17 protein-coding genes, 1 pseudogene and 1 riboswitch are annotated in these 21,964 nt (G+C 35.9%); of the genes and pseudogenes, 1 reads left to right on the forward strand and 17 read right to left on the reverse strand.

Annotated elements, in window-relative coordinates; genetic code table 11:
* Window positions 1-68 precede the first annotated feature (68 nt).
* The 5 genes from J7E63_RS13325 to J7E63_RS13345 form a co-directional block, all read right to left on the reverse strand.
* Window positions 69-752, reverse strand: a complete 684-nt coding sequence (locus J7E63_RS13325; protein ID WP_215012965.1) for a response regulator — start codon at window positions 750-752, stop codon at window positions 69-71.
* A complete protein-coding gene (locus J7E63_RS13330) occupies window positions 745-2,352 on the reverse strand; it encodes an ATP-binding protein (RefSeq protein WP_215013084.1) in 1,608 nt (535 codons plus the stop codon). Before J7E63_RS13330 ends, J7E63_RS13325 begins: the two co-directional genes overlap by 8 nt.
* 143 nt (window positions 2,353-2,495) lie before the next feature.
* Window positions 2,496-3,233, reverse strand: a complete 738-nt coding sequence (locus J7E63_RS13335) for a rhamnogalacturonan acetylesterase (RefSeq protein ID WP_215013086.1) — start codon at window positions 3,231-3,233, stop codon at window positions 2,496-2,498.
* Window positions 3,234-3,529: 296 nt separating this feature from the next.
* Window positions 3,530-4,327, reverse strand: a complete 798-nt coding sequence (locus J7E63_RS13340) for a hypothetical protein (RefSeq protein WP_215012967.1) — start codon at window positions 4,325-4,327, stop codon at window positions 3,530-3,532.
* A 246-nt stretch (window positions 4,328-4,573) separates the two neighbouring features.
* Window positions 4,574-5,569, reverse strand: coding sequence for an asparaginase (locus J7E63_RS13345; protein ID WP_215012969.1), 996 nt, complete (start codon window positions 5,567-5,569; stop codon window positions 4,574-4,576).
* A 180-nt stretch (window positions 5,570-5,749) separates the two neighbouring features.
* Here J7E63_RS13345 and J7E63_RS13350 point away from each other — a divergent pair, with 180 nt between their 5' ends.
* Window positions 5,750-6,091, forward strand: coding sequence for a helix-turn-helix domain-containing protein (locus tag J7E63_RS13350; RefSeq protein ID WP_215012971.1), 342 nt, complete (start codon window positions 5,750-5,752; stop codon window positions 6,089-6,091).
* Window positions 6,092-6,123: 32 nt separating this feature from the next.
* Here the strand turns inward: J7E63_RS13350 and J7E63_RS13355 are convergent, their stop codons facing one another.
* The 12 genes and pseudogenes from J7E63_RS13355 to J7E63_RS13410 form a co-directional block, all read right to left on the reverse strand.
* Window positions 6,124-8,505: a polyprenyl synthetase family protein gene (locus tag J7E63_RS13355; RefSeq protein WP_215012973.1), complete on the reverse strand. Its 2,382-nt coding sequence runs from the start codon at window positions 8,503-8,505 to the stop codon at window positions 6,124-6,126.
* Window positions 8,506-8,708: 203 nt separating this feature from the next.
* Entirely contained in the window at window positions 8,709-9,347 is a 639-nt protein-coding gene (locus J7E63_RS13360; protein ID WP_215012975.1) for a class D sortase, read from the reverse strand.
* A complete protein-coding gene (locus J7E63_RS13365) occupies window positions 9,348-10,535 on the reverse strand; it encodes a processed acidic surface protein (RefSeq protein WP_251033525.1) in 1,188 nt (395 codons plus the stop codon).
* Window positions 10,536-10,776: 241 nt separating this feature from the next.
* Complete coding sequence (locus tag J7E63_RS13370; protein WP_215012979.1) at window positions 10,777-11,736, reverse strand: aldolase catalytic domain-containing protein; 960 nt, start codon at window positions 11,734-11,736, stop codon at window positions 10,777-10,779.
* Window positions 11,737-12,027: 291 nt separating this feature from the next.
* Complete coding sequence (locus J7E63_RS13375) at window positions 12,028-12,399, reverse strand: hypothetical protein (RefSeq protein WP_168243107.1); 372 nt, start codon at window positions 12,397-12,399, stop codon at window positions 12,028-12,030.
* A 193-nt stretch (window positions 12,400-12,592) separates the two neighbouring features.
* Window positions 12,593-13,810 (reverse strand): MFS transporter, encoded by a 1,218-nt coding sequence (locus J7E63_RS13380; RefSeq protein WP_215012981.1) that lies wholly within the window; start codon window positions 13,808-13,810, stop codon window positions 12,593-12,595.
* A gap of 233 nt (window positions 13,811-14,043) precedes the next feature.
* The gene (locus tag J7E63_RS13385) at window positions 14,044-15,408 is read right to left on the reverse strand and encodes an amino acid permease (protein ID WP_215012983.1); all 1,365 of its coding nucleotides are present in this window, start codon (window positions 15,406-15,408) and stop codon (window positions 14,044-14,046) included.
* Window positions 15,409-15,572: 164 nt separating this feature from the next.
* Window positions 15,573-15,653: riboswitch (glycine riboswitch) on the reverse strand.
* A 542-nt stretch (window positions 15,654-16,195) separates the two neighbouring features.
* Window positions 16,196-16,993: a DUF2935 domain-containing protein gene (locus tag J7E63_RS13390; protein ID WP_215012985.1), complete on the reverse strand. Its 798-nt coding sequence runs from the start codon at window positions 16,991-16,993 to the stop codon at window positions 16,196-16,198.
* Window positions 16,994-17,366: 373 nt separating this feature from the next.
* On the reverse strand, window positions 17,367-18,905 hold the full coding sequence (locus J7E63_RS13395; protein ID WP_215012992.1) for a response regulator: 1,539 nt from the start codon (window positions 18,903-18,905) through the stop codon (window positions 17,367-17,369).
* 13 nt (window positions 18,906-18,918) lie between these two features.
* Window positions 18,919-20,670, reverse strand: coding sequence for a sensor histidine kinase (locus J7E63_RS13400; RefSeq protein WP_215012994.1), 1,752 nt, complete (start codon window positions 20,668-20,670; stop codon window positions 18,919-18,921).
* 148 nt (window positions 20,671-20,818) lie between these two features.
* A pseudogene (locus J7E63_RS30500) lies at window positions 20,819-20,989 on the reverse strand (carbohydrate kinase); the annotation flags it as partial.
* 64 nt (window positions 20,990-21,053) lie between these two features.
* Entirely contained in the window at window positions 21,054-21,941 is an 888-nt protein-coding gene (locus J7E63_RS13410; protein ID WP_251026658.1) for a carbohydrate ABC transporter permease, read from the reverse strand.
* Window positions 21,942-21,964: the final 23 nt, after the last annotated feature.

Below are 21,964 nucleotides of genomic sequence, written 5' to 3' on the forward strand. Positions count from 1 at the left end.
GTTATTGTAGAAAATAAGAGGCTGCCGAAAGTTTCGCGACAGCCTGAGGATGCCTTTAGGCACCCTTATTAAACAGGATAATATTTTCTTTCCGGCCTCCCGACAATACCATAAACCACCTCCGCTTTTGCTTCATTAATGGAGGATAGGTATTCTAAATATCGGCGTGCAGTAATCCGGGATGCTCCAATTTCCTTTCCAACTTCTTCAGCTGAAAGGCCTTGGTTATTAATCTGAAGTGCATTTTTCACCTTTCCAAGTGTGATTTCATCAATTCCTTTAGGTAATCCTGTGCCCCTTCCCACCTTTTCAATCTTTTTATTACCAAACAGGAGGTCAACATAATTCTGGTCTACATCTTGTCTGGAAGTTAGGAGCGAGTGTTTTTTTATATATTCTAAAATGACTTCGTCAAATCTTTCCTTATTTACAGGTTTAATCAAATAATTTTCTACTCCGTAGCTTAATGCTTTTTCTAGGAAAACTTTATCGGTCGCTGCTGTGATCATAATTATACTAACCCTTGGAAAACGCTCCCTGATAATTGGGAGCAGATCGGATCCGAGCATATCAGGCATATACACATCGAGAATCAATAAATCAGGGGTTTTATCCGTTAGAATTTGAAGTGTCTGATCACCATTCAATGATTTACCAACAACATCAATTTCATTAAACTTTGTTAAAAATTTCTCATGGATATCGGCAACTCGAAAATCATCTTCAGCTATAGCTACTTTTATCCTAGTCAAGTGTTTGTCTCCTCTCGTATTCCTTTGGAAGGTAAACTGTAAAGACAGTCCCACTTTCCGGGGTACTTTGCACCTCAATCATCCCATTCATTTCTAACACTGCCTCTTCAGCATTAGATAGGCCAAATCCCCTTGGTTCAGCTCCTTTTTTAGAAGAATATCCCCTGTCAAATAGAAGCGGAATTTCATTATCACTAAATCCCTTCCCATTATCAGCAATCTCAAAAATGATATCGCTGCCTATATCGGTAACGAAAAATTTCACTGTAGGAGAATCTAAACCATAGACAGCTTCAAACGCATTGTCTATTAAATTTCCAAGTATGACTATTAGATTAGATAGCTTAAAATGGGATGGCAATGCCTCTAAATAGCTATCTGATACAACCTCAAACTTTACTTTCTTTTCTGAAGCCTTTCCAAGTTTCCCTAAAAGGATGGCCTGTACTTTCGTATCTTTAATATGGTTAAAAACAATAGAATTCTGAAATTGCAATACCTGTGTTTCCGTTTGAATCATATCGATTGCCTGTTCATATTCTCCTAGCTGAAGAAGACCTAATAACACATATAATTTATTGGAATATTCATGTGTTTGCGCACGCAGATCTTCCGAATATCTATTTACTTCTGATAGGGTGTTTACCATTTGCTCAATTTCTGTTTTATCACGAAACGAAGCAACCACTCCACTTATCCCAGACGCTTCAAAGAGTGGCGTACAGTTGACGATCACTGTTTTATCTTTCCAGACCATTTCTTTATCAACTTGAGGATTTCCCGATTTTAATACCTCATATAAATAGTCTGAAGGAAACAACCCATCTACTTTTAGATGGCGGACAGATCCCTTAATATGTAAAAGTCTCTTGGCGGGTTGATTCATCATCGTTATGTAGCCCTCATTATCTATGGCTAAAATCCCCTCTTTTACTCCATGTAGTACTGCGTTCTTTTCTTTATAAAGTGCGGCAATCTCATAAGGTTCAAGCCCCATTGTATCTTTACGGATATTCCGTCCTAGTAAGATACTACCGATCAGTGAAATCAAAACAGCAAAGAGTGAAACAAGAAGTACCTTGGTGACAGTTTTCAAGATTTGCTGATGGACATCTTCAAGCAAAAATCCAACAGAAACGATTCCAATTACCTCTCCCTTTTTGTTGAAAATAGGAGATTTACCTCTAATTGAAGGTCCAAGTGACCCCTTTGCCTTAGATACATAATATTCCTGATTTTTAATGGCCCTTTCGTTATCTCCGCCTGTCATTTTCTTCCCGATCAAAGATTTTAAAGGGTGCGAATACCTTATTCCATTTTTGTTTCCTATAACAACGAATTCAGCACCAGTTTCAGTGCGAATCTTTTCGGCAATGGGCTGAATTGTTTTCGATGGGTCACTTGTTTGAAAGGCGGTGATAATGGGCGGTATGAATGAAACCGTTCGGGAGATTTCCAGTGCCAGCCTGCCCTTATTTTCCTCTATTTGTTTACTTTCCATATAGCTGAAAAATGTGGTCAGCAGCAGGATCAACAATAATCCTAGTAATAGGACCAGCCCAAATATTTTGGTCTGGAGTGATATTTTTCTTGTTTTCAGGCTGTTTTCCCCTCCTTGTTAAACTGTATGGATTACTACAATGTACATTATATCTTATATTAGAAGATTTCTTTGTGGAAGGCCTCCGATTTGAGAAAAAAAAGAAACTATCACATGATAGTTCCTCACTTAATTTTTCTTCCTTATTTCAAAATGTGATTACAAAGCGGTACTAGCTTTGATTCCTCGATGCCTTCAAGCACAAGACGGGCAGTCTTCTCAGCACCAGCCTCCTGGAAATGAGTGTTATCCTGAACTCCGTCTGGATAGTTAACATTCTCTCCTGCATCAAGCCAAAGGAAAATATTCTTCGTTTCTTCTGGTCCAACCTCCTCGAACAATGCCTTGCTTTTGGCAGTAAGGTCAATGACAGGTACATTTTCTTCCATTCCAAGCTCCTTCATGGCAGCAGGATACTCCCCGTGCGTATCACGCGCTCTTCCTTTTTCAGAAAAACGCCGGCGTTCAACAGGTGTCACTAGAACAGGAATAGCTTGTTTAGCGCGGGCACCGTCAATATATTGTTTTAAATAGCTTTTATAGGTTGAATAGGGCTCCGTATAACGGGTTGGATCCTCTTTTTTTTCATCATTATGACCAAATTGAATAAACAGGTAATCACCCTTCTCAATCTGATCTAAGATTGATTTGAGTCTCCCTTCATCAATAAAACTTTTTGAACTCCTGCCAGATGAGGCCTCATTTTTTACGACAATCTTATTATCGAAAAACCGATTTAAAACCTGTCCCCAGCCTGCCCTGGGTGCTAACGAGCTGGAATAATCAGAAACAGTCGAATCTCCGGCCAGATAAACGGTAATTATGTGTTTGTGGGTGTTTTCGTTATTTGTACATGTAGCAACGTTTTCTCCAAAGATCATGCAGATAACTAATAATAACAAGGATACCCATAGCATTTTTTCCTTAAGCTTTTGCCACATGATGTTCCTCCCATATGCTAATTACTTTAATATTAATAATATTAGTTAGATCATACTTAATGAGCAAAAAGACCTCTTATCATTCTTCCTTCTTTATAAATTTTTTATTTAATTTTTCTTGTTTCTAAAACTTATAGCAAGGACAAAAAAGTCGCCAATAGGGGAATTGGCGACATAAGATATGAAAAAAGATTGGGTTCGGTCGTCAATAGGAGTTATTGACAACCGAACCCAATCTATTTCAATTTGATACTATTTCTAAAATAATCATAATCGGTTTTAATGAAATGAAAGGCTGTGGCATTACCGCCGTGATCTGGGTGAGTTATTTTTAATAATTTTTTATATCTGGTTAAAACTTCTTTATCGCTCGCCATTTTTGAAAGACCTAATTTTTGACGATAATCATTCGTGTTAGGTGAAGAAGGGGGAACGTCATGTGTCTTATCAGTACCTCTTTTGTTTCCTTTAAAAAGTTCTTCTTTTAATTTTAACAATTCATTAGTTAAATCAATATTTTCTTTAAGTAATTTCTTGGTTTCCTTTTGTAATTCACTTTTCTCATTCTTTAGGTTGGCAATTTCTTTATGTAAAATATCTCTTTGCTTAATTAAATTGGTTACGGACGTCTTATGTAGATGTTCAATCCCTTTTATATGTTCATCCTGTGCTTTTATTCTTATTTTCAATTGGTGGACGACCTTTTCTTGATCTGACGAACTAACTATAAATTGCTTTGAATCAATTTCATTTTGCTGGTTATTTATTTTCCGATTTCGAGTCCCCACGGTTTGAATCTTACCTTCATGCAGCAAGCGACGAACAATTTGAAATGCGATGCTATCGGTTACACCTGCATCCTTTAACATGTTAAAAACTTGATCTGAATTATCAATTATGTATCCTGAATCCCGTTGTCCTGTTCCCTCGTAGTTAATCTTTCTTTCACGGAGCCACCGTCTAACCGTTTGAATACTAGTATCTTCTGTGACTCCTGCTTCCATTAACAAATCAAAAGCTTGATCCGTGTTCACGATCTTCCTTCTTTCCTTGCATTTATTATTTATACTATAGGAGTAAATATATAAAGTGAATGGATAAAAAAGACTATAATAGAAGTCCTCTAGAGAATAGAATTTGAGTGAGCAAGGACGCTTTCAGTACCAATTTCCTAGTTGAATTTGGGGATGCTGATTCTACTAAAAGGAAGTAATAGATACATACAAACAGCCATTCATTGCAAGAAGACCGTTCAAATAATTAAACGGTCTTCAATCTATTTATTCGTAATCAGTTGTTAAATCCCACGCAATGGGGGTTTCCATGAGTGTCTTTACCTCTAAACTATCATTTGTTTTTCCAAGCGCCCACATTAGCTTGGAAACAATAGCTTCGGTGTTCATATCACCTGATAGTGTGATATTATATTGTGCTGCCTTTCTTCCAACCTCATAGAGATAAAGGTCTTCCCCTTCCTCTAAGCATTGAGTAGTTATGATAACGGCTATACCAGCCTCAGTTAATTCCTTAATCTTGGGTAATAAGTTCCGTTCCTCAAACGGAAGACCCCCATTGCCAAAACTTTCAATAATGACACCTCGATAGCAAGATTTCACAAAATCAAATACTTCAGGCTTCGTTCCTGGAAACAATTTTAAAACAAATACATCTGGAGAAATACGTGTATCTACACTTAATTCTTGCTGCACCAACTCTGGTTTGAAATAGTAATTAACATCGTTCCCAGTTATATATGCAACATAAGGATGGTTAATACTCTCAAAAGCATCATAACTTTTCGTTCTAATTTTGACTGCACGGGTTCCAATAATAACTCGTCCATCAAAGACAACAAAAACGCCACCAATATCTTCACAAGCAAATCGAATTGAATCCGCAACATTTTTTACGGCATCGGTTCGACTAAAGCTAATTGGAACTTGGGATCCAGTTACAACAACCGGTTTTTGTAACCCTTGCAGCATATAGGATAACGCTGCTGAAGTATAGGCTAGTGTATCAGTACCATGTGTAATGACAAATCCATCATACATAGTGTAATTATCGGCTATTGCATTTGCCATCATAACCCAATGTTCTGGTTGCATATTTGTACTATCTCTATTCATAAGAATTTTGCACGTTACCTCTATTGATTCAGATACATTCAGGCAATATCGGAGTAATTCATCAGGAGACATGCCAGGAACTAGCCCTTCATTGCCCTCCACCGATGCAATTGTTCCCCCTGTTGCAAGTAATAATATTTTTTTCATCCTTATTCCCCGCTTTACTTTTATTTCTTCCCGTACGCGTTTTGCGAATGAATATAACTGATTATAAAGCTATTATGATAATAAAATCAATCATTGTTTTCATTTCGCGTATATATTTCTTTTTAATCGATTTTTTCTATGATATAATCAAGCAAACAAACATGGGGGAAGGGAACGAGAGTGTTAAAACGATTAGTAAACCTTAGAAAACTTAAAAAGTGGTCAATGCAGGAAACAGCCGATCAGCTGGGCATTGCCAAAAGTACCTATGCAGGCTATGAATCAGGGTATAGAGAGCCTTCTTTACATGCTTTATCTCAAATGGCCGAACTATTTGATACAACAGTTGATTTTCTCTTAAATCGGGTCGACGAAGAAAAAATAAAGGTTGAATTAAACTGCTTATTACAGTCGGGTAACAGTTTAATTAATCTCGATGGTACTCCATTAACTGAAGAAGAACTTTGTGATTTTATTGCTTTTACCAGGACAAAACGTCAAGTAAAACAAACAATGGTTTAAACATCTTCTAAATATAACAATATGACAAACGATTAATGATCACGGTTAACTATATAATTTAATAAATGCTTCAGAAAAGTGATATTGCGTGGCATCTCTTGCAACGCTTCCATTGCTAGACAGTATTGTTCCCACATCTCTTTTCTAGCACCATCCTGACCTAGGATTGACACAAAAGTAGAACTGTTGTTTTCAGCATCTTTGCCAATCGGTTTTCCGAGTAAGATCAGATCTCCTTCCACATCAAGCAAGTCATCTTTTATCTGAAACGCAATACCAGCATGTTGGGAGAATTTTTTCAAAGCTTCAATTTCGATTTCATTTGCATGGGCGAGGATTGCAGGCATGATTAGGGAAGCTTCAAATGCTATTCCAGTTTTATAAAAACACATCAAATTCAATTGTTCCAGTGTTAATTGTTTCCCTTTAGAATCCAAATCCATCGCCTGTCCCCTACACATAACCGCTGTCATTTGAGCCGAATATTGGACCAACTTAAGCACAGTCTTCGAATCGAATTGGTCAAGAGAGGCTTGTTCCTCAATGGCCTTTTGGGTAAGAAACAGTCCAGTTAATTCTGCGATGGCAATGTTATAAACCGAGTGTAGCGCTGGACGGCCCCGACGGGTAGAAGAATTATCCTGTGATGGCAAATCATCGAAGATTAAGGATGCGGTATGCATATATTCCAATGATTTCAGAAGTGGCATGATTGCAGACTTATTTAGTCCATATTCGTTAACGCCCATGACCCAGGTCATTATTGGCCTCAATCGCTTCCCGTCACCTTCCAGACTGTAATTGGCAGCATCAATTATTGGCTCAACTTCTTCGATTTTAGGGATTTTTAAGATGTGGTTGATCTCCTTACGAACAGTTTCAACAGTGTCTAAAAACCCTTCCCGCTCTTTCCGTTCATTTTTCAGAGTGGTAATCATATGGTCACGAAGTAGTTTATCAAAGAAATCGACATCATCAGCTTTCCGAACCATATTTTGAATGATGCGATTAAATTTTGAATCTCCAGAAAAAAATAGTTTCATAACTTCGTTGTATTTTTCAGTGCCCATTCGTTCTTTAAATCGCTTAAGGCCGTTAATTGCACGATCGAGAATCACCTCACAGGCCTTGCTATCAGAGTGATATACCTTATGGATCAAATTGGAAATGACCGTCCAGTATAATTCAAAGGGGTTTATAAGATCGATTCGCTTATCATGATATTTCAGATAGTAGGTATAGGGGGTTACCCTGCCCTCCTTCAAGTCTTCATACATATCTGCAAAATCATCCGCAAGCTGGTTGTATATGCCATAAAAGAATGTTCGGGTGTCAAAGCCTTCATCCTCCGGAGCACTAATAACTGAGCGGACAATCAATCGGGAAGAAGAGGATTTTAAAATGACCGGAATGTATAACTCTTCATTTGTGTAATTTGCGTTGGATAGATCCTTTACACGGTCCACTTCCTGTGAATTAAAAAACACATAGGCCTGCTTGAAAAATTTTTTGCTAGTCTCTGGACGCAAATGAGATTTAATATACTCAAAGGCATCGCGGAGTTCTGAATGAATATATCGGATTAGGTTTACGTTTTTCCCAGACCACTCACCCAATTCCGGTACATTTCCTGTGATAAGGGTGGTACGAATCAAATCGGAATATTGTTTTTCTTCATTAGCAGATAAGACTTTGGCATCGAGAAGATCGTCAATAAATGGATAGGTCAAACCATAGCAATAGCCTAGCCTAATAGCATCATCAAGTTTCTGCCTTCTTTCTTCAGGCGATACCTCATCGCCCATCTCTTCCACCTCATGCATAATTACCCCAGCAATAATTTTAATGAGCTTTCGCTGAGCATTCTCAGCATCCATTCCCGTTGGAATATTGGAGGATACAGTCTTTAATTTGTTTAGCAACCAGATCATCGTGGATTCGACGCCTTCTTTCTGGGCGATTCGGTACAACCCGGCCATGCTAAACGTCTCAGAATTGACACTAAGGTTTGTTGCGGTAGACTGAATTAGGTGATTTTTTAAACTGTCAACGACCCGCCTTACCCTATTCTGTGTCTCAGTTGAGTCCAGAGCTTTGCCTAGGTCCCGCATGAAAATATAGGAGATGCTGCGATCCAAGTAATTATCAAGTTTGCCGGTGTAATTGAGCCATCGGATATAATTGTGATATGCTCGATTATCAGGTTTTCCCTTTCGACGTGAAAAAAAGGATAATATCGAAGTGTGATGAATATGGTTGTGTTTCCAAGATTGAATATCTTTCGTTAATGTAGGGACAAAGTTCTTTTGCATAACCTGATCAAAAAGTGATTTAAAATAATGAACAGCCTTCTGCTCAGCTAACTGATAGCTTGCATTTGCATTTTTTATTAACTCCTCATTCATACTGTACATTACCTCTTCTTAAGGTTGTCTTATAAATAATTTGCAATATAATTCAAATTCTTTTTTATTTTTTCAACTATCCAACTATTCCCATTATATTTAAAGTTGTTTGGTTTAACAATGTAATATGTAAATATATTAAAATTTTGGAAGCATAGTAATTTTAACTAAAAAAAGTAAAGCTGTTGCAGGGGGGAGACCCTACACCAGCTTTACTTTTTCTCACTTTTTATTAAACTTCCCACAAGTATATAACGCTGCTGGGCATTTCCGATAAAATTGAACGGATAACATGTTGTCACAGTTAATGTAGCACGTGGTTTAGGAACAATGACGGTTCGATCGACGGCATCGACAATCCGAACCTTCCTGACCTTGTACGTAAATTTGCCAGCTGATGTGGAAACAATTAAAAGATCTCCTTTTCCGACACTGCCAAGTCTGCGAAAGACCGTATCGCGGTGTCCAGATAGCACCGAGTTATCTTTTTCCCCGGGAAGGACACTGCCTGCAAAATGGCCGACCCCTTTTTCTAGTTCATCCTCATCTGTACCGTGATAAATGGGAAGCGTTGCCCCTAATTTCGGAATAAACAGCTCACCGATTAATTCCCCTTTTTTCGGAATTTCGGAATATAGAGAGTCTCCATCATTAAAGGCGCCGGGTTTTTTAGATTCAGTTTTTTTCACTTCAACCTGTTCAGAGTTGGCTTGAGCGGATTTAAATAACAAATACCCTTTTATAAATTTAAAAGCATTTGTTCCACTGAACCATAATCCAAAAATGACAATCCCGATTGATAGGGAAAGATGAACCAGTTGCCTAGTTCTCTCTTTTTTTTCCTTTTTCATTTATTGAATCCCTTTTACTTTCATTCTTCTGAACAGAATTAGGCCAGCAGCTGCGATGGCAAGGCCGCCTAATGCATTGGGCAGATAGTCTGAAGCGGTGTTTGGCAATTTGCCGCCTTTGACTGTCTTTTTTAGTACTTTCTCAGGTAGCTTTGTGGCTACTTTGGAAACCTCTTTTGCGACTTGTTCTGTTTGCTTCAGGTTTTCACCAGTTTCATCCAATAAATCTGAACCGAACATTTCAGCTGTAATCACCATATCAGCAAGAAACTCTCCGTCTTTCGAGAAGATTTTAATCTTTAAATCTGCACCATTTGTAGAATCCATTTTTAAAAGAGATTCCACTGAAAGAGGCGTTGTTTTTCCATCTTTGGTTAAATAAAATTCCGTTTTCAATTCGAAAAGATTAAGCAGATCATTCCAAACATCCAGTATTTCTGCAATTTCATCCGCAGACAGATCATCAGTGCTATCGAATTCACGGAATGCCATTAGACGATTCGCGATATCTTCTAATTTAGTGTAGAAATCCTCCACATCAACATTCGGGTCTTCAAAAATGTTCATGGAGTAATTTGCAAGCTTTTGGGACTCATCAAGCGATAAGCCAAACTTATCGAGAATGTTGATTAATTCGTCTTTTCCTTCCTGAGAGACTAGTAATGCTACTGCAGCTTCAAGCTCTTCAATGTTTTCGTAGTTTTCAATCGAGTCATCGTTTTTATTTAAAAACTTTTCAAGTTCTTCTTTTGATTCAAACTCATAATCATCAAGAAGCTGCTGGAGGTTTTCATCTGTAATCGGGGTTAATTCCTCCTGGTATTGTAATTCATAAACGTCAAAGTAAAGGTCGTCGTAATAAATGTACTCATCCAAGGAAGTGCCATTTTCAGCAAGCATATCTTCGAGTTCTTGTTTCGATAATTCGAACCTATCGAGCAAATCTTGTAAATTGCTTTCGTCAACAAGAGGTCCCAGATAATCCTTTAATTCTGAGACAGAATCAAAGTCTGCCAGTGTAAAGTCGTGCATATCCTCCAAATATGTTAAAAATTCATCTTCCGACATCCCGATTTCATGTAAAAAGTTTTGAAACTCCTGGTCTTGAGCATCAATCTGTGCAAAAGCAGTGATAGGTATCAACCCAAGAGTAAGAGTTACAGCTAGTAAAACGGACAATAGACGCATCAAAAAATTTTCCCCCAATAATTTTTTATAATTTCTAGAATAGTATAAACGATAACCAAGAAACTGGAAATAGGGTTTTTAATAGGAATTTTGACAATTTGATAGAGGGAATGATAAAAAAAGAGGCGTAGGTTGTATTTTTTAAAAAATCAAATTTTATGTTATGCGGGATTTGCCCTCATATATAAATAGTAAAGATAAAAAAACACCTCAAATATAGAGGTGCTTTAAGCATTTTAACCTATTTTAAAGTTGTCGCCACTGTACTTTCAGGTGATGTTACCTTGTCATAAAAATCTACGAATTGATCACGATCTGCGCTATCACGATATGCCATGGCAACACGTGGATGTTCATTAAGGACACCAGAAATCATATAAGGAATGATATAGCCCCACTCCCACTTTTCACGCATTTCGAGCATGTGCTTCTCAATGACTCCAAGAACTGGCTTAATCTCATAGCTTGATTTTTGGATGTAACTAACAAGAAGTTCTGTGTTACAGTTACCTGCTGCCCGACCCATGCCATATACAGACGAATCGAGATATGTAACCCCATTTCGCATCGCAGTTAATGTATTGGCAAAAGCTAACTGCATATTGTTATGTGTGTGAATTCCAAGCTGTTTGTTAGGGATCAACGCTTTGAACTTTTTCACTTGGTGCTCAATATCTATAGGGTCTAAGCTTCCAAAGGAATCAACGATATAGACCACATCTACAGGGCTTTCCTTCACCAATTCAAAAGCTTTAATCAGCTGTTGTTCAGGAACACTTGATAATGCCATAATGTTTAGCGACGTCTCATATCCCAAATCATGGAACATTTGGACAAGTTCTAATCCTTTATCTACTTCACGGATATAGCACGCTACGCGAATCATATCTAAAACACTTTGTTCACGAGGTAGAATATCATTGGGATCTACACGCCCAATATCGACTAAAGCCGATAGCTTCGTGAACTTTTTGACAGGGATAATTTCTTTCAGGAAGTTATCATCAAGAAACCGCCATGGATTGGGCTCAGTCGCCTTAAGAAGCTTTGGAGAATTTTTATAGCCAATCTCCATGTATTCAACACCCGCTTCACTTAGGCCGTTATACAAGTCTTGAACAAATTCGACACTGAAATCCCAATTGTTAACTAATCCTCCATCACGAATGGTACAGTCTAAAATTTTGCTACGAGTTTCCATGATCGTCATTTCCCCCTGTTTATTCCACTTTTCTCATATTATTTCACACTTTTATGCTTTTAATTACTAAAATTTTCTTATTGTGTTTATATCATGGTTTGTCCGAATGTGTCAACCTATTTCCTGAAAATTCTTATAATCAAATAATAATAGCATAAATACCCTTCACTTTTGTTCCTGTATTTTGTACGGGTATGGTTACATTGTAAGTTCCATATTTAATTCCTATTTGACGAAATGAATAGGCATTGGCTTTATTAATACCAATGCCTTAGTTAAAAAAAGGAGATCTTAGGACCAATGATACAGTTTTCCCTGCCTGCTAAATGATTGACTGAGATCCTTTAATGTGTAAACTCTAGCCGTTAAGAGAAATAAATCATTGTAGTTATTATGGATGTATTCATCAATAATCTCGATTCCTTCTATAAATTGATCAACTAAATAATACGTGTACTTTTCATCCCAAGAAAACTTATTGATTCTTAAAAGTTCATCTGCAAGTATTTGAAACTTAAACTCCTCAATCAGGAGTTTTATTTGAAACAATTTATCCGGATTAAACCGAAAGCTGTTTTTATTCTCATGGCTTTTCTGAACATATTTTATAAAACCCTTGATATTTTCAGCCAACATATTCGCTTTTTGCATCTCGAAGTTCAATTTGTCCTCACCTCAACGTCTAATTTCCAACCCATCTTTAAGAAGAGTGTATGTTTGGGGACGACATAATGACACCGACAATACCATTTATCAGGAAAAATAAGCGAACAATCTCCATAAAAAAGAGGCACAAATCCAATTTGATTTGCAGCCTCAATTTTTATTATTTTATGAAGATGCTATAAGAGTCAATTCACACTACTTTAGATAAAGTAATGTTTTGATCTTGATTATCTTTTCTTTTTTTCAAACTAACCATTGCTATAAAGGAGATACAGTAGAGTACAGCAAGATATCCCATTGCGATCGTCACATTAGCATGCTGCAGGATATATCCTACTAAAATAGGAGATAATCCCCCTAATGCTCTACCGAAGTTAAAGATAGTATTGGTTGCTGTGCTGCGAATTTCTACTGGATAGTAATTGCTTATTAATGCACCGTAACCGGCAAACATTCCATTCGAGAAGAATCCTACGATCGCACCGCCGATTAAAAGACCTGCATTCCCTGACGCATATGAGTATAAAAAGACTGCGACTGCGGAAGCGAATAAGAAGATTCCAAATGAGCGTTTCATACCGAAACGATCCATAAACTGTCCAAAAGTTAACATACCTGCAATCATTCCAGCAGCCGTACTAATCGTCCAAAGAGCCGAGTTTGAAACCGATAATCCCTGGGATTGTTGAAGCATGGATGGCAGCCAAATCATCAAGCCATTATAACCGGCAATTTGAACCGTTGCCATGATAGCTAAGGCAATCGTCGTTACTGAAGTTCTAGGAGTAGCAAACAATTGCTTTAAATTCCTTTGCCTTGGCACAAGTTGTTTTTTCTTTTGTGCTGCCAGCCACACGGGCGATTCGTCTAATTTTTTTCGGACGATAAAGGCGAATATAACAGGAATCAATCCGATGAAAAACAATCCTCTCCATCCCCAAGCAGGCAGGATCATGGCACTAAGAAGAGCAGCCAGAATCACACCGTATTGTGCACCGATGCTAACATAAGAAGAAGCGCGTCCTTGTTTATTCTTTGGCCATGCTTCAGCCACAAGCGCCATACCAATTCCATATTCCCCACCTGCACCTAAGCCGGCAATAAACCTAAAGATGTATACTTGTTCAATATTTACTGCTAAACCAGTTAACGCCGTTCCGATAGCAAATAGTAGAATCGTATAGGTAAATATTTTAACTCTCCCAAATTTATCTGCTAAGATACCGAAAATAACTCCTCCAGCGAGCATACCTAAATTGGTAATTGAAGAAATAAGACCGCCAGCAACCATGTCAATATGAAACTCTGCAATAATCATCGACATCGCAAAGGAGATAAACATGATATCCATGCCCTCTAATGTTAAACCTGCTACTGATGCAACTACTGTTTTTTTACGATATTCCATTTTTGTCGTTCTCCTTTCAAGCCTCACAGGACTTTGATTAAAAGATAATGGGCAAAAATAAAATGCCCTTTCATCCAAAGGACAAAAGGGCATTCATATATAATTAGTATATATGAAGTTTACTTTTGCCTTTTTGGCCTCTCTGAACCAAATTAAAGGAATTTAATTTCATCTAATAGTAACACGATACAAATCATGTGACAATATTTTTATTATATTGCAAGAATTTTACTTTACGCAGATATTCTAATATTTTTTCCCTTTGTCCTTTTAAATGAATACACTATGAATAAAAGAATGAACCATAATGGTGTCATTAATAAAGCGACACGAGTTGATTCTGCAAATAGCATAATAATGAGAATAAATGCAAATAACATGAGAACAAGATAATTAATAAATGGTGTAAGCGGTGCTTTAAAAATCGACTTTTCATGTAAATCTGGGCGTGATTTCTTATATCGCAGATGACAAATTAAGATAATGCTCCAAACCCAAATAAAACAAATCGCACTAATCGTTGTCACGATACCAAAGGCTTGTTCTGGAATCAGCTTACTTAAAAGAGCTCCTGCTGATAGAACAAGTGCAGATATAAATAATGCGTTACTCGGTACATGATTTTTATTTAATTTAGCAAAATTCGCTGGTCCCTGTGAATGATTACTTAAATTAAATAATATGCGGCTCGTTGAAAACAATCCACTGTTACAGGCAGACGCAGCTGATGTTAAGACGACAAAATTAATAATTCCTGCTGCAATCGGAATACCAACTAAACTAAACGTTTTTACAAAAGGACTGTTTGCTGCATTCAGTTGCGTCCATGGATTGATGCATAAAAGGATAATAAGGGCTCCCACATAGAAAAAGAGTATTCTTAAAGGTATTTTATTTATTGCTGATGGAATATTTTTTTGTGGATTGGATGTTTCGGCTGCTGATACACCTACTAATTCAACACCTACAAATGCAAATACAACCATTTGAAAAGAAAGTAAGAAACCAGTTATTCCATTCGGGAAAAGACCACCATGGCTCCATAGATTTTTTACTGTCACCGTTCCTGAATCTGTTTGAAATCCAATAATTAACAAAATGACCCCTATGATGATTAAAGCTAGAATGGTGATCACTTTGATTAAAGCAAACCAAAACTCTAATTCTCCAAATAGCTTTACTGTTAATAAATTTAGTCCCAATAATACAATTAAACAGACTATAGCAGGTACCCATTGTGGGATATCGAACCAATATTGTACATATACACCAACAGCAATAATATCAGCCATTGCTGTCATAATCCAACAAAACCAATACGTCCATCCAGTTACATAACCAGCCCACGGTCCAATATAATCCTCGGCGAAGTCCGTAAATGATTGATAGCCCTTATTTGATAAAAGAAGCTCTCCTAATGCCCTCATAACAAAAAAACATGCGATACCTACGATTAAGTAGGCAAAAATGATAGATGGACCTGCTAACTGAATGGCTTTTCCTGAACCTAGGAATAAACCTGTTCCAATCGTACCTCCAATCGCAATCAGTTGTACGTGCCGATTTTTTAAATCTCGTTTTAATTCTTGTTGTGCCACTTCATTTGCCCCCTCATTAGTAATAATTTCCTTCGTTCACTTTGTGAAGATATGAACAAAGGGTTAAACACCATGAAAAAAGAGATTGGAATTTCTCCAATCTCATCGGTCATAAGAATAACAAATAATATCCATTACTCTTTTGGTAGAATAACAAATAAAACTCGTACTCTTCTGTCCTTTTGCCTGAGATTGTGAACCCTTCGGCGCCGCAGATTTCCTGCGGTCTCTCCAGAAGCTGCTCCTGCTATAGTTTGACCCATAGCAATCATAGCTTGCTTAGTATTTAATTTATGAAGAAGAACAAATGGTTCAAAATCCCCCGCTAAAAAAAGTTATGCATTATTACATCTTATCTCGCAAACTAAATTATTGTTAAATAATTTCTAATTTTAGTAGTATTCAATCACTTTGTCAATAATTAATTTCAGAGAATCTAGATTAATGGAGAAACAAAAAATGAACCCACTGCTAAAGATTGGGTTCATTTTTATCGCATTCGTTGATTCTGCATCTTTAATCTCCTAGTACCAAAAAATATTGAATATGATTTGCTGAGATGGGCGTAATCGCCATAACACGATATCCGATACTCAGTAATTGCGACAAAGTTTCTGCACAATTTTGACGTGGAGGCTCAAACGGAGCATGGAAACTTTTATAAAGATTAATAAATTGATTATTATTTGTACAGTGAAGCAAGATCACATGTCTACCAGTCCATGCTTGACCGATCATTGGTTGTGGTTGTTGGTGTGGTTGTGTTTCCCTTTTATTTCTCATTGAATTATTCCTTAAGTCGAGGTTTAGCAGGATCACAATTGGGTGAGTCAAGATTTGCCGATTCTGCTAATTTCATAAGATAATAACATTCTTCACGATACATATGATCCGCCATTAAGGCGGCAAATGTTCCTAATGCTTGCTTACTTAGTCTAAGTTCTTCAATTTCTTGTAAAAAATTTTGAAATAATTTTATTTCTAACTGGCTGTCTGAATTCATTTTTAACAAAGCAGGGAACGAGGTCAAATTACTTCTTAAATATCCTGCTAGTTCAACTGATTTCAGGTAAAAATCTTCAAAGTTCTTCCTAAATGCATTACTTTTCTCAATGAGTTTCTTTTCAACACTATCTAAATTAGAGGAAATTGCCTCTGAATGACCCGCAGCATCTAATAACCATAAAAGATGATGATGTAGTTCATGGTAAACAGGAGGAGCTTCCCCTGCTTTTAGGTGTATTAAAATTCTTAAGTATTCCTCTAATTCATTGACCATATGATTGATAAAGGTTGGCGAAAGGTGAATTTTTATTTTCCCAATCAGATGTTTTCTTAATAAGTCCAATTTAAATTCCCGTAATCTTATAACCTCTGTTTCAGCTTCGATTGTTAATGTCACTATATCTGAGGAATTTGCACGATCCAGAAGTTTGTCAAATCCTCGTATAAAAGATGATGCCTTTTCAATCTCCTCTTTTTGGACGGGTGCAAGAGCTTCGAAAATAAACCTCGAATGATCACCTAATATTTGGAGCCAAAACCGATGTTCAAATCTTGCTGTTCTCTCAAGGACATCATTCATGTTTATTCCTCCCAGAAAAAAATACCCATACTATTTTGATGTTTATTCTTTTCATTTGTTTCTTATGAACAAAGAAGGAAAATTTAATTAAGTTTGGAGTGAACTGCGTGGTAACCGACGCACCAGTGCCTGGCACACAGGTATCAAACAGTTTTGAAGCTTGTGATTGACGGTTATCTTGAGTTTAGGAAAAAGTTTTGAGTAATAGGTAAGTTAATTACTAAAAAATAAGTCTTGCTGCCATTTTTGTGAAGATGTTTCGTAATCTCTTCTTTCGTCGATTCATTTTCCCTTCGCCTCCGATGGCTTTATTGAATTATTTACAATTACGCACATTCATAGGTGGACTCCACAAATAACACTCCACCAACATTTACTTTAGTATATGTTGTGAACGGTAGAAACCTGGGGTTGTTCCAATATTTTTCTTGAATACTTGATTAAAGTATTTTTGATTTTCGTAGCCTACCTGTTTACAAATTTCTGATACTTTTAAATTTGAGCTTCTTAGTAATTTCTTGGCATTATTCAATCTAACATTTGTAATATATTCAAAGATGGTGTTACCAACTGCTTTAGAAAACAAACTGCACAGGTATGCAGGGTTCTTATGGAACAACTTACCTAAGTCATCTAAAACGATGGGTTCCTTATAATTAGTATTTATGAAACTTTTTAAGTCGATGATTAGTTTTTCATTATAGGACACGTGGTTCTCCTTTAAAAATTCAGTTGATTGATCAATAAATTGTACAAGCCATTCTCTGATTTCTTCCAAAGACTGTAATAGATTTAATTCTTCGTATAATAAATATCTTTCGCCACCACTTTTATTTACTTCATATTCACTTTCGATATATTCCAAAAAATGATTAACTATTTTAAAACATACATATTTTGATTTTTCCGGAGACAGGTTACTCTTTTTACAATCGAGAAAAACTTTGGTCATGAAAAGATTCATTCTGCTAAGAAGATTTGGGTTTTTTTCATTAAAAAATTGATTAATTTCTTCGATAATACTGTTTCCAAATGAATGATTAAAAGTTTCTAATTCTTTATAATATGTTATTAACTGGTTTGAAAAAATTCCATTTTTCAATGCTTCTGTTGCTTCACTGTATGCTTTCTTTATTTCCGAAATATTTTCATATACATTGCTGATTCCAACAATCGGTTTTAATTTGATATCATGCAATGACACAAGATCATGAACCAAGTCATTCCTAATCTCTAAACTAGAATTGGAAAACATGATTACAATTTGACAATCAATCGTATAAATGAAACTCTCAATTCCCCTGTTTTCCAATAGATTTTTCATACAACCTAATGGGACCTGAAGTTTTTCAGTCTCTTTTGAATCATCCCATGTAAACCCTTTCAATCCGATGTTTAAAAAAGAAAAACGATTTAATTTTTGGTCTATTTCAGGGTCAACAAATCTATGTCCTAAGATGTAATCAAGAACACGCTTTTCTTCTAATGCAATTTGATATTCATTAATCCGTTCAGTTGTTTGTTTTTCATTTTTTATTTTTTCAAGTTTTAAAATGGCTTTTTTAATAGAACAAACAATTTCATCCACCTCAATTGGTTTGACCAGATAGTCAATTGCCTCGAGTTGAATGGCCCTTTTGGCGTAATCAAATTTTGAATACCCACTAATAATGATAAAAACAGTTTCTAGATTAAGATTCTTTGTTTCTTTTATTAAATCCAATCCATTCATTTTTGGAATTCTTATATCGGCTAAAACAATGTCAGGCTTTTTGTTAATAATTTCTTTAAAGGCTTCTTCTCCGTCAGAGGCCGATCCTACAATTTCAATGTGATGTTCCTTCCAGTTAGTTGCAGATTTCAAGCCTTCAATTACAATTTTTTCATCATCAACAATTAAAAGTTTATACATAATAGAAAACCCCTTAAAAATTGTCATGGATGATTCCGTCATTATTCAGGCCAATCTTAAGATAAACGGTCGTTCCCTTTCCTATTTCACTCTCGATCTTTAATCCATATTCTTTTCCATAAAAAAGTTTCAATCGTTCATTTATATTTTTCAAAGCATAACCCTTTGTGTTAATATCCACCTCGTTCATGTCAAAACCTTCTCCAGTATCACTAATCTTAAAAACTAAACCGTCATGCTGTTTATAGCCTTCAATCATGATGGTTCCTCTTTCCTGTTGTTCTAAACCATGGTAGACAGAGTTTTCTACAATGGGCTGTAACAGCAATTTAATGATTTTTTCTTCCATGATTTCAGGTTCGATATTAAATGTATAGATGATTTTATGGTCGAAACGAATATTTTGGATATCCAGATAACTTTTAACTTGTTCCATTTCATTTTTAACAAAGGTAATATGATTTCCATCATTTAATGTAAGTTTAAAGATTTTTGACAAATTAATTGCAATTTTTGCAATCTGCTTCGCTTTTAACTTCTCCGCCATCCAAAAAATAGTGTTCAAAGTATTATATAAAAAATGCGGATTAATGTGGCTTTGCAAGGCTAATAGCTCTGCTTCTTTTTCCTTAATTTGTGATTTATATAACCTTTTGGTTAAATCATTATTCCAGTTATAAAGGTGAACAATTCGGTTCCCAATTTGTCCAATTTCATCCTCATTATTAAAATGAATACCTACTACAGTCTCTCTCTTTTCCATTTTTTCAGTAACCATTCGCAGCAAACTTAAATGTTTTGTAATTCTCCTAGTTATAAATAAGGCTATGATCAAGGACAATATGAGCGCTAGCACTAATAAAGAGATCGTTATTAATCGAAGTTGATTTACCTCACGAACAATATTTTTATATGGGATAATACTTACAACATCCCAATTGGTTTTCTTGTTTGTATGATAATTAAAGAAATATTGCGTTCCATTCATCACTTTTTTAATTGTCCCGCTTTTACCACGCCCTTGAATTATTTTAGCTACCTGAGAGGGAGAGAAACTATGATCACTACTCGAGAACAAAATTTTATCCTCATCTAACACCAAAATATCTCCAGGAGGATTACTATTTTTAAACATATTCTCGAAATAAGATTGATCAAGATCTATAAGTACTAACCCCATTTGTTCCTTCGTTCCAAGGTCTCTAATATTTCTACCATAAAGTAAAGAATGGTTACTATCTTTAACAAGTTTTAAATCACTACCATTTAACCATTCACCTTGCCATTGGCCATTAATCAAATGCGGATAGATATTGGACTTTTTTATTGTTTGATAGATGTTATTTTTAATATTCCGTTCCCCACGGTTTATTTTCAAAAATCCGTGATTTTCATTACCAACATAAATGGCATTAATAAAAGGATTGTTTACTACCGTTATATTATTTAGGTTTTCTAGGGATGAAGTCTCTAATCTGTATAACTTTGGATCTGTTTTTTTATAAGTTAAATATGCATGAATTTCATTTGAGAGAAAGATGCCATTAGATACATTTTCTACATTGCTTACAAATGCATTTATATTCCAATCGACAATATTTAAAAAGTTATTAATGGTTGTAGATACTTTATTTTCTATTACTTTATTAAAATAAATGAACGTAAAAGGACCAATAACAAGTAAAGGTATAAGAGCTGAAAACAAAGCTAATAAGATAATTTTACGTTTGATTGGAGAGTCGATAAGTCTCATTAGTTTAGGCATGTGGTTTCTCCAGTTTAAAAATTTTGTCCATGATAACGCATTAAATTTCTCATATTTCGATTTAAGTTGATCTAAATCACTATGACCAAAGCTCTTTAATTGATAGATATCCAGGGTGAGTAGTTTTACGTTCCCTCCATCTTAGATCCTACACTTCTTCAAGTTTAGGCATGCTAGGAATACCTCCTTTTCTTGTGACAGATATGGAAGCAACAGAATTAGCAAACTTTTCCATTTCAACCACCTCAATAAACTTCAAATAGGAAGGATATACATTATATTCTATTAATTTATGAATAATCCCTCCTAAGAAAGCATCACCCGCTCCAGTCTAAAAAATTTTAAGCTTTGAATATGAATTCCACTATCGATTATAAAAAAAGTTATTCTTTAACAGCTCCTAATGTCATACCGCTTACAATGTAACGTTGAACGAAAAAGGAAAATATCATTACAGGTAGACTAAATGAGATGGCAGCAGCTGTCATTGGCCCTAGATCAAGATTATAAGCTGTTAAAAATTCTGAAATTCCTACTGTAGCCGTTTTTGCTTTCGTACTGGTCATAAGTAACGAGAACAAAAAATCATTCCATGCCAACATAAAGGTAAAGATAGCTGTTGTGGCCAGTCCAGGGAGTGAAACAGGAAGAATAATGCGTATAAAGGAACCGATCCAGCTGCATCCATCCACCCTAGCCGCTTCATCAAATTCTTTAGGAACCGAGTCAAAAAAACCAATTAATAACCAAATGGCAAACGGTACATTCAAGCTGGTATACACCAATATTAAGGCCAAATGGGTATCAATTAAGCCCATACTTTTTATTATCATATACATCGGTATAGCAATACTAATCATTGGTACCATTCTTATCACTAAGGTAAATAACAAAAAGTAATTTCCAGTAATGGAAGAGAACCTAGAGATTCCATATGCAGCCATTGCACCAAAAAATACACTTAAAATGGTACTAGCGCCTGCAGTAATTAAGCTATTCAAAAAATATTTCCCTATCGGTAAGGTATTTAGCATGTTTTTATAATTTTCTAGCGAAAATTTCGAAGGCCATAACCTCGGTGGTGCAGTAACTGCCTCGGCGGATGGTTTTAAGGACGTTAACAATAGATAGATATACGGACCTAAGAATAATAAAGCCAGTAAACATGTGACCAAAAATATAATCATCGTCCATATTTTATGTTTATAATAAAAATTAGTGATCCAAACCGGTTTTCCTACCATTGTTTCTTTTATTGGCATATGGGCCATTCTATCTTTCACCTCTCTTATCT

Source organism: Bacillus sp. ISL-75, assembly GCF_018613095.1.